This window comes from Acinetobacter psychrotolerans, from assembly GCF_048552595.1.
Taxonomy (GTDB): Bacteria; Pseudomonadota; Gammaproteobacteria; order Pseudomonadales; family Moraxellaceae; genus Acinetobacter.
Genome location: NZ_JBIMDK010000012.1, coordinates 26,019 through 41,482, shown reverse-complemented (window position 1 = coordinate 41,482; position 15,464 = coordinate 26,019). Strand labels below are relative to the sequence as shown.

Sequence of the window (15,464 nt, the reverse complement as noted above, 5' to 3'; positions counted from 1 at the left end):
GCTTCTTTGAGTTATCTAAATCATTTAGACATGATGTCAGTACCCATTTTCTTTGGGTCGATTAAAATTTTTGCATGCTGTTCAGGGTCACGAAGTGCAGAGAAAGCATTGCTTACCCCATCTAATCCCACAATACCTGTGATGAGTGGTGAGCAATCGATTTTGCCTTCTGCAATCATATGTAAGGCATCGCGGAATTCTAAAGGTGTGTAGCCTAAAACAAACTGCATTTCGATTTCTTTATTGATCGCAAGGGCGGGTTCAATACGGTCGCTTTGCATACAAACACCAACACCGACTATTTTTGAAAATAATGGTGCGCCGTCTATGATATGTTGCAAGATTCCAGGAACACCTACACATTCAAAAATTACAGGTCGTTTAGGTAAAGCACCTAACTTATCTACGACACGCCATGCATGCCACCACGGTATACCTGTGGACTGAATTTTGTCAAAAATACCTAAGCCGTAATTAAGTGCTTCAGCTGCATTGCCCAATAAACCAAGTTCTTTCCAGTTTGCAAAAGGGGAGTTATTCGCAGGATTAATCACAATATCTGCACCGCAACGCTCTGCCAATTTTCTTCGACTAGCAGAATAGTCACTGGCAATGACTTTTTTCACACCAGTCGCTTTCAACATTAAAATAATCCCTAAGCCTACAGGCCCACAACCAATTACAATGGCAGGTTCACTGGTTTTTATACGACTACGCCGAACTGCATGTAGGGCAACGGCCATAGGTTCAGTCATAGCAGCATTATCTGCATCTAAGCCATTGGGCACTTCAAACATTAAATTCGATTGCACTAAGACTTGTTCTGCATAACCACCCGATGCGTTGGGAGAAAGCCCTGTAGACTGGTATCCTAAATTATCTAAATACAATAGAGGCATTGCACAGACCAATGTATCTGTTTTGAGCTTACGGCGTGTTTTGGGACCATAATCTATGATTTTTCCGCAGAATTCATGCCCCATGACAAATTTATCAGAATTTTTAGCAATACCTTTAAAACCGACTCGTTCTGCGAGATTGTGCATGTGGTCGCAGCTGTGTTGCATATGTAAGTCACTGCCACAGATTCCACAGCGGACAACATCCAATAGAACTTGACCTTTTAATGGAACGAGTTCAGTTAAGTTTTCAATTGTTAATTCGGCATCATGGCAAACAACAGATTTCATTAGATCATCCTTATTCTTTTTTGAATATTGACATCATCATTACAGTTCTTTTTATATAAAAATATGACTTTTATCTGATTTATATGCTTTAACTAGGTGAATGTAGAAAACTGTAGTTATCCAATTTTATCGGTTCATTTTCCAAAAAACCGAATCACCTTTTTAAAGAAAAAGTGTATTTCTAGCGATAATAAAAAAGCACCCGAAGGTGCTTTTTGAATCTATCAAGTTACCAATGAGTTACTGCGCTTGAATCCATTGATCTGCACGTTGTGTTGCAGTACGGATTTGCTCTTGCGTTAAGTTTGCAGCCAATGCGGTCTTTTTAGACTGCGACATGTTAATCACCTTATTGTCTAACATTCCGTCACGAGTAGAAAGCTCATACCATTGGTAAGCACCCATGTAGTTTTTCTTTTGCTCTTCCATAACGGCTAAGTTAAAGCTTGCACGGTTGTCGCCATGACTTGCTGCTTTTTCAAAATATTGGCGCGCAGACGTTTCACTTTTAGAAACACCCATGCCGTCTGCATACATACGACCGACATTCAACTGAGCAGATGAAATGCCTTGGTCAGCCGCAGCTTTGAACCAAGTAAATGATTGTTTTAAGTCTTTAGAAACGCCACCAGTACCAGCCTGAAGATGCGTCGCTAAATAAAACTGTGCAGCAGGTTGTCCTGCTTTTGCAGCTTTTTGTAAATCTGCAACATCCATATGTGCATATTGTGCTGCCATTGCAGAAACAGATTGTTGCTGTTGTGGGACATAGTCCGCATGGGCTTGAACTGTTAACAGCCCAAAAAATAATGTACTGCTTAATAGTATTTTTTTCATAGAGCGCTCACTCGATAAATAGCGACTTCGCCGAACAAATTAGGCATAGCTTTACTTAAAAAGCTGCCTTGTTGGTTCCCATTCACAGCGAGTCGATCAATAATTTGGATCTGATTTTCATCACACAATGCTTCAAAATCACGAAAGGTACATAGGTGGATATTTGGAGTATTGTACCACATATAAGGTAATGCATCGGAAACAGGCATCCGTCCCTTAAGTGCAAGGAATGAACGTGTTTTCCAATACGCAAAATTGGGGAATGTAATAATTGCTTGTTTCCCAACCCGCACCATATCGCGCAGAAGTACATCTGGTGCATCTACAGCTTGCAAAGCTTGTGCCATAACCACGTAATCAAAAGACTGGTCGGCAAAGCGTCCTAAACCAAGATTTAAGTCTTGTTGTATAATATTTAACCCTTTGCTGACAGCAATTGCAATCTTTTCTTGGTCGATTTCTAAACCGTAAGCATGAATTTGCTGTTTTTTGCTCATTTGTGACAATAACTCACCATCGCCACAGCCTAAATCGAGCACACTCGCACCAGCATTGATCCATTTTTCGGCAAGTTGTTGGTCAATACGCATTACAAAGCCTCCTTCGGTGTTGAATTAAGATGTTCAGCACCACCTAAAAATGCCCGTAAGGATTTGACGTACAACGGAATAGGAAATAGGAATGAGTCATGACCTTGTTCAGCATCAATATCTAAATAGCTGACAGGTTTATGATTGGTGATTAACGCATTAACAAGCTCTTGCGAGCGTTGTGGGCTAAAGCGCCAATCAGTAGTGAAGGACACCACCAAGAACGGGCATTTTGTATTTGATAATGCTTTGGTGAGTGATTGCTCATATTCACGAGACGGATCAAAGTAATCCAATGCTTTGGTCATGATCAAATAAGTATTGGCGTCAAAGTTACGACTAAATTGTTCACCTTGATAGCGCAAATAACTTTCTACTTGGAATTCAACATCGAAACCATACATAAATTTGCCTGATTTTAAATCGCGACCAAATTTTTGTTTCATGGCTTCTTCAGATAGATAGGTAATGTGACCAACCATCCGTGCCAGAATTAAACCACGTTTTGGATAGCTATCATGTTCTAAATATCGACCATTGTGAAAGTCTGGATCAGATAAAATTGACTGACGTGCCACTTCATTGAAAGCAATATTTTGTGCAGAAAGTTTTGGGGCACTGGCAATGATGACGCATTTTTTTATACGATCAGGATAATCGATAGACCATTGTAATGCTTGCATGCCACCTAATGAACCACCAATGACCGAATACCAAGCATCAATTCCTAAACGATCTGAAAGTATGGCTTGCGTTTTTACCCAGTCACGAACGGTAACTAAAGGGAAGTCTGGGCCATAAGGACGATTTTCATTTTCAGGATTCGGAGAGGTTGGACCCGTTGAACCATTGCATCCACCAATATTATTTAGTGCTACGACAAAAAACTTTGAAGTATCAATGGCTTTTCCAGGTCCAATACAGGCATCCCACCAACCTGCTTTTTTATCATCTTCGTGATGATAACCTGCGGCATGGTGATGCCCTGAAAGTGCATGGCAAATTAAAATTGCATTCGCTTTATCTGCATTAAGTTCACCATAAGTTTCCACCATGATTTCATAGCGTGGCAATACTCGACCACATTCAAGTTCTAAAGGTTGTTCAAATTCAAACTTTTGCGGGGTAACTAAACCCACCGAATCTGCTGGGAAAGACACAGGAAATGTTCGCCTTAAAATAATAAAAGGGTATAGATGAATAAAAGAAAGGATACCACTTGGGATATCCTTTCTAAAGTCTTTTAATTGATATCGCTTATACAGCAGCGGCGATCACTGGGTCTGTGCTAAGCACACCTTGATCGATTAAACGGTTGGTTGCAGCAATAATCGCTTCGATAGATGAAGTGACAATGTTGTCATGGATACCTGCACCAAATGCAGATTTACCCGTACCTTGTACTTGAAGTTCGATTAAAGCCAATGCTTTTGCATGTGCACCAGAGCTGATACTACGTTCTTCATAGTTCACAACATCAATAGGTAATTGAAGAGCATTCAAAATCGCAGAGATAGGACCATTACCTTCACCACGTAAGTGCTGGGTTTCACCATTAATATTTAAATCAAGTTCAATGACTTGGTTGCCATTATCATCAGATAATTTATAGTTTTTGACAGAATAATGTGCATCTTTAGCAGCAACATAAGTTTCTTGGAACAATTCCCAAATTTGCTTTGCCGAAACCTCAACACCTTCTTCATCTGCAACTTGTTGAACCACTTGAGAGAACTCAATTTGTAAACGACGAGGCAATACCACGTTGTAATTTGACTCTAACAAGTAAGTAATACCGCCTTTACCCGATTGTGAATTGACACGAATCACAGCGTCATAGTCACGACCTAAATCTTTCGGGTCGATCGGTAAGTAAGGCATATCCCAAATGTCTTCGTCTTTTTGGAATTCAAAGCCTTTCTTAATTGCATCTTGGTGTGAACCAGAGAATGCAGTAAAGACTAAATCACCTGCATACGGATGGCGAGGGTGAACAGGTAAACCTGTACATTCTTCAACAGTTGCAATAATTTCGTTGATATTAGAAAAATCTAATTCACAAGCCACACCTTGGGTATACATATTCAAGGCAATGGCAGCAACGTCGACATTACCTGTACGTTCACCATTCCCAAATACACAACCTTCAACACGGTCTGCACCCGCCATAATCGCCAATTCAGAAGCGGCAATACCACAACCACGGTCATTGTGACAATGTACAGAAATAATCACACCATCACGGCGTTGCAAGTTGCGGTGCATCCATTCAATTTGGTCTGCGTAAACGTGCGGGCCAGAAACTTCTACAGTTGCGGGCAAGTTCAAAATCACTTTATTGTCAGGAGATGCTTCCCAAATCTCAGTCACAGCATCGCAGACATCTTTAGCAACTTCTAATTCAGTTGCAGTAAAACATTCAGGACTATATTGGAAAATAAATTCAGTTTCAGGTTGCTTTGCTGCATATTCTTTCACTTTTGTTGCAGCATTAATCGCTAAAGCTTTTGCACCAGCGACATCTACGTTCAAGACTTTTTTACGAAAAGTCGGAGAGTTAGAGTTGTAAATATGAACAATGGCACGTTTTGCACCTTGTAAAGATTCAAAAGTACGCGCAATCAAATGATCACGTGCTTGTACTAAAACCTCGATATAAACGTCTTCTGGAATATGATCTTCTTCAATCAATTTGCGGGTAAAGTCGAAGTCCACCTGAGATGCAGAAGGGAAGCCAATTTCAATATGTTTAAAGCCGATTTTGACCAACATTTGGAACATTTTGAATTTCTGTTCCATATTCATCGGTTCAAAAATTGCTTGGTTACCATCACGCAGATCAGTGCTCATCCAAATAGGCGCTTTATTGATTTCGTTATTTGGCCATTGACGGTCAGGCAAGTCTACACGTTGGTACATGCGACGGTATTTTGTACTTGGATCAGCCAACATCATGAGGTAACTCCTTGTGTAGTTTTTGTTGCTCGTTTCTTGCTTAGGCAACTTACTACGCATATAGATTGTGTCTATCTGTTCAATTTACAAGTGTTTTTAATGTGAAAAACACGCTAAATTTTCATAAATTTATAGGTGGATAACACGCTATAAACCTAAACACGGATGACTTGCAAATGGTTTATCTTAAGATCAATTTTAAAACAGTTGTCTTGGGAATAAATTCCTTAATTTGCATAAAAAATGCGGATTGAGAGAAAATTTTTCTACAAAATAATCAATCTTGGGAAATATATTCTTTATTAATATCATTCACGGTAGCTGTTCCCATTAAAGCCATAGTGATTTCAAATTCTTCTTTTAAAATTTTTAGTACATGGGCAACGCCCAAAGCACCTGCAACAGAAAGTCCATAAATCGCAGGACGACCAATGAGTACCGCAGAAGCGCCTAAAGCCAATGCTTTAAAAATATCTGTACCACGACGGATGCCACCATCGAGTAATAATGGGAAATCCTGCGGAACAACAGCTTTAATATTCTGCAAAGCTTTTAGTGGTGAGATAGAGGTATCCAGTACACGTCCGCCGTGATTGGAAATAATTAATCCTTTGACACCTAAATCTAGTGCTTTTTTTGCATCTAATGGATGAAGTACACCTTTTAAAATCACCGGTAAATGTGTATGGGCAATAATAAATTCAATATCTGCCCATTTTGGTGCGATTTGCATTAAGCCATTAAATACAGGATGTTGATCTGCTGAAATTTCAGGTAGAGGAATGTGTGTAGGCGTATGTGGATGTTGCATCTTTTGAGGTAATTGGAAAAACACACGACGTTCACGATCACGAATGCCCGTATGTGGTGAATCTACCGTAATCACAATGGCTTTAAAATGTTGTCGTTCTGCAAGTTGAATTAAGGCCAATGATTTCTCACGATCACCTTGCCAATACAATTGAAACCATTTTAAAGGATTATCTTTTTTAAGCTGACGCATATCGGTATTGGTAAAGGTACTCAATACCATATTACTGCCAAGAACTTCGGCAGCCAGTGCCGCAGCAGCTTCACCTTCAGAATGAAAGAGTTGTTGATGCCCGATCGGTGCTAAAAAAATAGGATGTGGAAATTTTTGCCCTAAAATTTCGATTTCGGTAGAGCCTTGGGTCAAATCATTCAAGAGTCTTGGAACAAGTTGAATTTTTTGGAATTGTTGTAAATTTTCTCGGACACTATTTTCATCCATCGCACCACCTTGTAGGTAATGCCATGTATTTTCAGGCAAATGCTTTTCTGCCTGTCGTTCATAATCTGCAATTGTTTGTAAATATTCTGGAATTTGAGTGAATGGTGTAAGGTTTTTTGTCGACGTCGTAGCAATCATAAATCACCCCATTGACGGAGTAAATTATGATAATGGCTGGTTAAACTCACCACTTCTTCATTGTCACCCAATTGTTGACGTAATTTGATAATAGTCATGTCAAGATTAAACAACATACTGCGTTGCCAATCGTCTTTGACCATGCTTTGCATCCATGTAAATGCAGCAATCCGTTTTCCTGAAGTCACAGGTTCAACCCGATGTAAACTGGTCGCAGGGTAGAGAATTGCATCACCTGCATCAAGCTTCACTTCATGGCAACCGTAGCTGTCTTCTACAATGAGTTCGCCACCTTCATATTCATCAGGATCAGATAAAAATACTGTCATTGAAACATCGGTGCGGATCATTTGTCCTGTTAATGATGAAAATTGCACAGCATTATCCACATGATTACCGTAATTGCCTGCGTCTTGGTAGCAATTCAACATCGGTTGTAAAAGGTGTTTAGGCAGTCCCGCAGATTGTACCAGTAGATTATTTTTAAGTGCTTTAAGAACTTGAGTTGAAATTATTTGGTAGCTGTCTTGATGAACATCAACTTGTAAATTATTTTTGATTTGTTGCGCCTGAGAGCCTGCACTTATTTTGCCATTGAGCCAAAGTTTTTCATCTTGCAACTGAGCCCTAAATTCAGCGACTTGTTGTTTTGTTAATACTTGTGGGATATGTAGCATCATTGGCTTGGATCACTCTTTGGAACAATATTTTAGACAAATAAAAAAGTAGTACACGCATTGAGAATGTACTACTTTTTGTAAAAAAGCTGAACTGAAATTTTAGAATTTATAATTGAGTGTTAATGCCGCTGAACGTGGTTGCCCAAGGATTAAACGTCCACCACCATTATTTAATGTACTGATATATTCTTTATCAGTGAGGTTATAAACATTTAAGTTTACAGATGCATTTTTATTGAACGTATAGCCTGCCATTGCATCAAAAACCACATAACTTGGAATTGAAGGCATTGCAGCAGGGGCAGTACTGTCAGTAATTACACGTTTTTGATCATCGACATAACGTGCGCCTACACCGACTTTAAAACCTTTGATGTCATAGGTAGACCATAAGCTTGCAGTCCATTCTGGCGACCAGCGAACATTGTTAGTTTTAGTGATTGCTCCAGTCGTTGCATTGACACTAATTTGGTCTTCTTGCTCCGTTTTCATGTGAGCAATACCTGCCGAAATATTCCAAGCATCTGTGATTTTACCTACAGCACCAAGCTCAACACCTTTAACGTTTGTTTTACCTTCTTGAATGGATTCACGAGTAATGGCATCTTGAGTAAATTGATTTTCATTTTCTGTGTAATAAGCAGCAACATTAATCGCCAATTGATCATTTAATAGATCCCACTTTGTACCGACTTCATAATGATTGGTTTCTTGTGGTTTTGCCGCTGCACTGTTAATTCCATCTGCCGAAAGCCCAAAGTTTGCACTTCCTGGTGGTGTCAGTGATTTAGCATAAGAAGCATATACGCTGCTTTTTTCAGTTGGTTTAAATAAGCTACCAAGTTTCCAGCTTACAAGCGTGTCATGTGCAGACAAATTGGTTGGCGTTTTGGTAATAGCCAAAGTATTTGCATTTGTTGCAATAGCCAAAGCTTTGTAGTCAGTTTCATAATAATCAACACGGACACCACCATTAAATTGCAGGCGATTATTGAGTAATTTAATGGTGTCGAATAAATATGCGGCTGCAGTATCTGTTTTACCATCCGTATATGCACCTGTATTCACTAACTCAGGAAAAGCATCGTTACGATTCGGATGATATAAATTTGCTGCAGGTAGTGTTGGTGCTTTTTGACCTGGTTTTTGGGTCGAAAGGGTTTGAGAATATTGTTCTTCTTTTAAAAATTCTAAACCTGCAACTAAATCATGTTCAACTGAGCCTGTTTTGAAATTGAAGTTTAACGTTGATGTATTGGCTAAGATTTTATTTTCTTGGTCAACCCCTTGATACGAGCGAGAAATTGTCCATGTATCTTTATTATTTGGATCAAAATTGCTGTAGTTAAATTTATAACTATAGCTATTGTCTGGATTAACAGTCACATTTACAGATGGTGCATTGATCCCAATAATACCTGTTAAAGCTCGTTGCATACGAGTTTTGCCCAAGCGTGAAATATTGGTAAATTTGATATTTTCAGCTAAATCACTTTCTACCTTTGCAGTCACCATATTTGAATCGACATCTTCATGGTCATTAGAATGACCATAAAAATTTTCACGATCAACTGCTGGAGCATTGTGTAAAGCAGCATTGATTTTTTGAGCTTCGGCAGAATTATTAATCGCATCACGGATTTGATTTTGTAATGTTGGATTTTTATCATTTGTATAGCTTGAGCTATAACCATAATAGAAACCTTCCATACCAATGGTTGGAATACCACCATCAGGTATATTACGTTGGCGTACATGCTGTGAATAAAGATAGAAACGTGTATCTGTATCTAAGCCAAATGCAATAGCAGGGGCAACTGCATAGCTATTATTCTCAATATAATCACGACCTTCGATGCCACCGTCTTGCCCCATGATATTCAAACGAATAGCAGTATTGCTATTTAAAGCTTGATTTAGATCGGCAGAAATACGAGCATGTTCAGCAGTATTATAGGTTGCTGATATTGAATGATTATTTTGTAAAGTTGGCAACTTGCTCACAAGGTTGATATAACCAGATGCAGCACCACGACCTGTTTCTGAACCAGAAGGACCTTTAACCACTTCAATTTGTTCTAAATTGAATACATCACGACTGATTGCGCCAAGATCACGAATACCATCTACAAAAGTAGAGGTTTGAGTTGAAAAGCCGCGCATTTGGAAGGCATCACCAGCACTGGTATTGCCATTTTCACCTAATTGTAAAGTGATCCCAGGGGTATTGCGTAATGCCTCTACAAGCGAAGTTGCACCTTGTTCTTGTAAGATTTCCTTATTAATCACAGAGATTGTTTGCGGTGTATCAACTAACGGCTGGGTATATTTTGCTGAACTTACACTATTTGTTTTGTATTTATTTTCTGCTTTTTCTTTGGCTTGTACGGCAATCGTTGGAAGTTTAGTGATATCACTTTCCTCTTGTGCAGCATGTGCCATTAATGGGAGAACAGCAGCAATAGCGACTAGAGATTTTATTTTCGTATGTTTACGGCTTTTTATATGTGCCATAGGAGGTGATCCCTAATGTGGATATGACAAATTTTCTCTACTACATAGACCTAAATTTTAAAATATGCAGTAATCGTGGATGAATTGTTAGGATATGTAACAATTGTTGCGAATGATAGTGAGAATGTTTATTAATAACAATGATAATTATTATTATTTGCATTTGGAAATATTACTTATTTTTGTATTTTTAATTCATTTAAACTATCGGTAAAATATGAATATAGTGTAAAAATAATTTGAAAAGTGCTGTTTTAATAGCCTGTTATTTTTATACGAAGGGAGTGTATCTTGGAGGATATGTTCTATTCACCGATAAAAGAATAGCCCCTTTTTAAGGAGCTATTTTTAATTCAATTCAGAGTGGATAAAACGCTACTGAATCTTAGTACTTAAAGTTTATAGCAAGTACAGCACTACGACCTTCTGCTTCTGTTGCATAATGAGATGCATATGCTTTAGTGAAATAACGTACATCAGATAGATTGTTCACATTTAGTTGTAAATCTACATTTTTGTTGACGTTATAACGTGCCATTGCATCATAGCGTACATAACCTGGAACCCATTTAGTATTGGCTAAATCACCATAGACTTTATCCATCGCAATAGCACCAACACCTAAATTAACCTGTGGTAATACTTGATACGTTGTCCAAAGCGTTGCACTATTTTTAGCAACATTTGGCATAACATTACCATTATAGATCGTTTGATCTGTGCAAGTAGTACCACGACAGCTCACACCATTTTTAGTTGATTCGCTATCTAAATAAGTATAGCCAGCAGCAACAGCCCATTTATCAGTGATATTCCCGTTAAGTCCTAATTCCACACCATCCACTTTACTTGCACCACCATTTATAGAGGTGTTGGCATCAAGTGAAATACGGGTATTTTGTTTTTCGGTACGGAAAATAGCAGCAGTCAAATTCAATTTATCATTGAAAAAATCCCATTTTGTACCAATTTCAAAAGTACGGCTTTCCTCGGGATCTAAATCTTTATTGCTTGCACTAACTGCTGTTTCTGAACCATCACCAGCATCAATACCTACAGGATTTGCTGAAGTTGCAAAACTTGCATAGATTGAACCATTTTCAACTGGTTTAAATGTTAAACCTGCTTGATAAGAGAAAAAGTCGGTGTTGTTTTCAATTTTAGCACCAGTCGCATTGGTTTTAAGTTCTGTATCAAACTTGTCCCAACGAGCACCAAGGTCTAGTAACCATTGTGGACTAAACTCAATATTATCCAATAAATAAACGGACGTCGTTTGAGCTGTAGTCGTTGTAACAGCTTTATTTTCAGCAATTTTACCTAACCATGGATCTTTTGAATTAGGGTTATAGGCAGATGTACACCAATAATCAGACGCAGCCCCAATTCCAAGTGAACAAGCACCTGTTGTTGGTGAACCAGTAATCGGTTTTCCTGAGTTTGAAGTTACATTATAAGAACCTTTATCTGATTTCTGGTCGCTATATTCTGCACCGACATTAAAGCTATGTTTAATTGAGCCTGTATTAAATTTACCAGTTAAAGCCAGTTGGTCAGTAAAAGTATTCGTATCTGTGATACGTGAGTTGACACGACGCCATACTTCACCATTGGCAATATTTTTTTGGCTGTCGTCTGGTTGAGTCCATATGTAGTCATTTTTAGAATTACTATAAATTGCTGTGTTACTTAAAGTGATACTGTCTGTCAAATCACGTTCTAATTTGATCGTACCAGATTGATTTTCCTGTTTCTGAAAATCACGACCTAACCATCCATAGTAAATACCTTGTTTCGCATCTAAAGGTTTACCTGTCGCAGTTTTGTCAGTTGGATTCCAGTAAGGAACACCTGAATCTGGAGTGTCATTCGATTTTAAATAATAATAACTTAATGTTGCACGTGTTGGAGAGTCAATACCGAAAGTAATACTTGGTGCAATACCTACTCGTTTGTATTCAGCACCATCATCCTGTCCTGCTTTATTGTTATGGTGACCTAATACAGCAACACGAGCTGCAATTCCATTACCAAAATCTTTGTTACCATCAAGAGTAATACGTTGGTAATCGTCAGTACCACCAGAAACAGATCCTTCTAAAAAGTTACCTTTTTTCGCAACTTTAGAAATCATGTTAATGCTACCACCAGCAGAGCCAGCACCACCTAGAGCAGAAGCAGAACCTTTAGTCACTTCAACTTGTTCAATAGCAAACATCTCACGGTTTTGAGAGGTTGAATTACGAACACCATCTACATACATTGAGCTTTCAGAGCTGTAACCACGAATAAATGGACGGTCGCCATTTGGATTACCACCTTCACCAGCACCTAAGGTAATACCAGGAACTGTACGTAAAGCATCGCTTAAAGTTGTAACCTGGGTATCTTGAATTAATTGTTTTGAAATGATTGATACAGATTTTGGTGTATCTAATAACGGTGCAACAAATTTTGTATTGGCAGATTTGTCTACTTTTAGACTTTGTTCTTGCAATTTTGCTTCTGCATGAATTGTAGGAAGTTGTGCAACGTCTTCTTGTTGTGCAATAGCAGCAGTCGCTATAACTGAAAGAGAAGAAGCGATTGCAGTTGATACAATCTTTTTACGAGATTTGATAAACGACATTATTAACTCACAAAGAGTAGTGTAAATTTGTATGCGAATAATAATGATTCTTGTTTTTTATTGCATCCATTTTGAATTGAAATTGCCGATTCTCAAATAGTGAGATAATGGAAAAATGAATGAAATAATGTAACATGATATTTTAAATCATTAATAATTATCATTATTAAGTAAATGCAAGATATTTCAAGATAAAAAAAATAGTTTGTTGGGGGAGTGAGTAAGTGAGGCTAATGTTCTAAGCATTTTTCAGCCTCATTATCCATGTCGATTGGTATGAGCATGTTGCATAAGGGTGAAAATTGGATATTAAAAAACCCTGTAGGAACAGGGTTTTCAGAAGGAGTGGATTTTAGAATTTAAAGGTTGTACTTAATTGAACGCGGCGACCTTCTTGAGTATTACTGTATCGGTTGTAATAACCTGAATCTACTTTTTCATAATCAATAAAGTTCTTATCAAAAACATTGTACAAGGCAACACCAACATCCCATTGATTATTAATTGTAAAATTTGAACCAAGGTGTAAAAGGGCGTAAGACTTATAATCACCTAATGCATCATAGACTTCTTTATTGGCAGCACTTAAATTTTCATAAGTAGAGGTAAAACGAGCGCGATCACTTCGGTATTCACCTCGTGCCCATAGTTGAATATTGTCATCTGCTTGCCATTTTAAAGAAGCATTAACAATATGCTTTGGAGTATCATTTAATGGTGGATTACCCAGTTTCGAATCTTTAATTTCAGTTTCTGTCCATGTGTAATTTAAGCCTAATTTCCAACTAGGAAGAAATGCCCAATTTAAACCTGTTTCAACACCGTAAATTTTAGCTTCTTCTGCATTTACAGAACGTGAAATTATCCATGAGCGGTTTCCTGTATCACCCGATTGCATAACCCAAGGTGTACCAATGCTTGCCATGATCTGTTCACATTCGGCTTTATTGATGTTGGCATCACAGGTTTTTTCAATAGGTCCAGAGACAATTTTGTCTTCAACTTGATTGTAGAAAGCAGTGATATTGGCATCAAAGTTCGATGCGTTATCGAAATATGCACCAAGTTCAAAGTTTTTACTGGTTTCAGGTTTTAAATCAGGATTACCAAATAAAGGTGTTCGACCTTGCCCACCGACATTATAAATACCACTGGTAAGGCGCTCTAAACGTGGAGCTTTATAGCCTTCTGAATAGCCACCTTTGAACGTCCAGCTATCGTTGGCATTCCAAACTAAATAAGCGCGTGGTGTCCAAAAATCACCAAAGGTATCGTGATCATCAAAACGTAAGCCAAGTGTTAATGCTAGATTGTCTGTAAGTGCCAATGTATCTTCGGCAAATAATCCAAGTTGTTCAAAAGAAATTTCTTTATTCACCCTTAGACCATCTTTAATACTGGCATCCCACCATTGACCACCTACAGTAATATTATGTCCGTTAAAGTGTTTAGTGGTGAATTTTGTGTCAAAAATAGTGTCTTCACTTTCTAATAAGCGAGGCGTAATCATGGTAGAACCATTTTGTGCACGCGATGGAATTAAGCGCCCAACAGTTTCAGTTTGAGTATTGGTAATACTTGAATCTAAAGTACCAATATTATTTCGCCACGTGTGCGCTAAGATCATTTTTTCACGGTTATATTCTTGTGCTTTATCGTAACCACCATTTGCACCGAGCGTACCCAATTGACCAAGTGAATTGTCATACCACTGTTCGGTTTGCTCATATTCAGCTGAAATATCATGATGATCTGTTGGTGTTAATGTGAATCGAACACCGACTGTTTCTAAGTCGGACCTTGTAGGATTATTCCCCATATTTAATTCGGTTGAAGCATCTTGGTCATCTGTACGAGTGACATGAGATTGGCTTCTTTCAGCTTTGCGACCACGAATTTGTACGCCAAGTAGGTCTTTAATAATTGGTCCCGATACAAAAGCATCCACAGAACGTTGATTGCCAAAATCAGAACTGTTTGGTAGTAATGTTCCTTCTAAAGTGACAGATCCTGTCCATTCATTGCTCACTTTTTTCGTAATAATATTGACGACACCACCCATTGCATCAGAACCATACAGGGTTGATGCAGGACCGCGAATGATTTCTATGCGTTCAATTGCCGAAATAGGTGGAATAAAACTATTATTTGATTCACCAAAACCGTTTGGTGTAATGTCACCCGTGCTGTTTTGGCGACGACCATCAATTAAAACCAAAGTATATTCAGAATCCATACCACGAATACGAATATTTAACCCACCAGTTTTTCCCGCAGTCGGGCTAATATCAACACCTTCGACATCAACTAAAGCATCTGCAATTGAAGTAATTCTTTTATTTTTTAAATCTTCAGCAGTAATGACCGTCATCGTGGCAGGTGCATTCTTAATATCTTGTTCAAACCCCGCAGCTGAAACCACTATTGTTGAAAGTTGATGTAAAGAGGAGTCACTTGCAGTATTTGTATTGGCAAATACTGAACTTGCTGTGATTCCAAGAATAGCGAAACTCAGTGGGCGAAGGTTGAACTTACTCATAAATAGAATTCCAAGGTGGACGAGATAAACACATGAAAGTAAATGAAATATTAAAAAACATAACAATGATAATGATAAAGTTTATCATTTGCAATGAAAAGCATGCAAAAATTGAGTAATCATTCTAAAAAGCAAAAAAG

At 38.2% G+C, this 15,464-nt stretch carries 10 protein-coding genes; all 10 read right to left on the bottom strand.

Going from position 1 to position 15,464, the window contains the following annotated elements:
• Positions 1 to 20 precede the first annotated feature (20 nt).
• The 10 genes from ACG94X_RS11345 to ACG94X_RS11300 all read right to left on the bottom strand — a co-directional run bounded on the left by ACG94X_RS11345 (position 21) and on the right by ACG94X_RS11300 (position 15,324).
• Positions 21 to 1,190 (bottom strand): zinc-binding dehydrogenase, encoded by a 1,170-nt coding sequence (locus ACG94X_RS11345; protein ID WP_419383835.1) that lies wholly within the window; start codon positions 1,188 to 1,190, stop codon positions 21 to 23.
• Positions 1,191 to 1,430: 240 nt separating this feature from the next.
• Positions 1,431 to 2,027, bottom strand: coding sequence for a tetratricopeptide repeat protein (locus ACG94X_RS11340; protein WP_419383834.1), 597 nt, complete (start codon positions 2,025 to 2,027; stop codon positions 1,431 to 1,433).
• Complete coding sequence (gene metW / locus ACG94X_RS11335) at positions 2,024 to 2,617, bottom strand: methionine biosynthesis protein MetW (RefSeq protein WP_419383833.1); 594 nt, start codon at positions 2,615 to 2,617, stop codon at positions 2,024 to 2,026. The genes ACG94X_RS11340 and metW overlap by 4 nt, the downstream gene beginning before the upstream one ends.
• Positions 2,617 to 3,777 (bottom strand): homoserine O-succinyltransferase MetX, encoded by a 1,161-nt coding sequence (gene metX / locus ACG94X_RS11330; RefSeq protein ID WP_419383832.1) that lies wholly within the window; start codon positions 3,775 to 3,777, stop codon positions 2,617 to 2,619. The genes metW and metX overlap by 1 nt, the downstream gene beginning before the upstream one ends.
• 97 nt (positions 3,778 to 3,874) lie before the next feature.
• Positions 3,875 to 5,572 (bottom strand): 2-isopropylmalate synthase, encoded by a 1,698-nt coding sequence (leuA, locus tag ACG94X_RS11325; protein WP_419383831.1) that lies wholly within the window; start codon positions 5,570 to 5,572, stop codon positions 3,875 to 3,877.
• 277 nt (positions 5,573 to 5,849) lie between these two features.
• On the bottom strand, positions 5,850 to 6,962 hold the full coding sequence (locus ACG94X_RS11320) for an alpha-hydroxy acid oxidase (protein WP_419383830.1): 1,113 nt from the start codon (positions 6,960 to 6,962) through the stop codon (positions 5,850 to 5,852).
• Positions 6,959 to 7,642 (bottom strand): Fe2+-dependent dioxygenase, encoded by a 684-nt coding sequence (locus ACG94X_RS11315; protein ID WP_419383829.1) that lies wholly within the window; start codon positions 7,640 to 7,642, stop codon positions 6,959 to 6,961. The genes ACG94X_RS11320 and ACG94X_RS11315 overlap by 4 nt, the downstream gene beginning before the upstream one ends.
• A 99-nt stretch (positions 7,643 to 7,741) precedes the next feature.
• The gene (locus tag ACG94X_RS11310) at positions 7,742 to 10,156 is read right to left on the bottom strand and encodes a catecholate siderophore receptor Fiu (RefSeq protein WP_419383828.1); all 2,415 of its coding nucleotides are present in this window, start codon (positions 10,154 to 10,156) and stop codon (positions 7,742 to 7,744) included.
• 385 nt (positions 10,157 to 10,541) lie between these two features.
• Positions 10,542 to 12,785: a TonB-dependent receptor gene (locus ACG94X_RS11305; protein ID WP_419383827.1), complete on the bottom strand. Its 2,244-nt coding sequence runs from the start codon at positions 12,783 to 12,785 to the stop codon at positions 10,542 to 10,544.
• A gap of 352 nt (positions 12,786 to 13,137) precedes the next feature.
• Positions 13,138 to 15,324 carry a TonB-dependent receptor domain-containing protein gene (locus ACG94X_RS11300; RefSeq protein WP_419383826.1) on the bottom strand — a complete coding sequence of 729 codons (2,187 nt, stop codon included), beginning with the start codon at positions 15,322 to 15,324 and terminating at the stop codon, positions 13,138 to 13,140.
• Positions 15,325 to 15,464 lie beyond the last annotated feature (140 nt).